Source organism: Xenorhabdus sp. Sc-CR9, assembly GCF_963897815.1.
Lineage (GTDB): Bacteria > Pseudomonadota > Gammaproteobacteria > Enterobacterales > Enterobacteriaceae > Xenorhabdus.
Window position 1 is genome coordinate 1 of the sequence record NZ_CAWQTY010000111.1, and the last position, 454, is coordinate 454.

Annotated in this window: 1 protein-coding gene; it reads left to right on the top strand. The window is 46.7% G+C overall.

The window, feature by feature from the left end:
• Positions 1-11: 11 nt before the first annotated feature.
• Positions 12-454 (top strand): DNA methyltransferase (locus AACQ81_RS05795; RefSeq protein WP_336885701.1); only part of this gene is annotated, 443 nt, incomplete at its 3' end.

Sequence of the window (454 nt, forward strand, 5' to 3'; positions counted from 1 at the left end):
TGAAACAATCCATGTTTAAACCGCTGATTGATTATTTTCGTACTACTTGGAAAGCATCGGGTATCAGACTGAAAGAGATAAATCAGGCGACGGGCAAACAGATGTCCAGCCACTGGTTCAGAAAGAGCCAATGGGCGTTACCCAATGAAACGGACTATAAAACATTACAGGGGCTGTTCGGCGGGAAACTGAACCGGCCATATCATGAGCTGGTGGCAGAACATCAATTTTTATCACGGCAATATAAAGAGTCACTGAAACAGCAAAATTACATGTTATTGCGCCGCCCGTTCTCCGTCACACCCGATGTCCCCTATACCGATGTCTGGCAGTTTGCGCCTGTTCAATATTCGCCGGGTAAGCATCCGTGTGAAAAGCCCCTGGATCTGATGACGCACATTATCCAGTCCAGCAGTAAACAAGGGGATATGGTAGCCGATTTCTTTATGGGTTC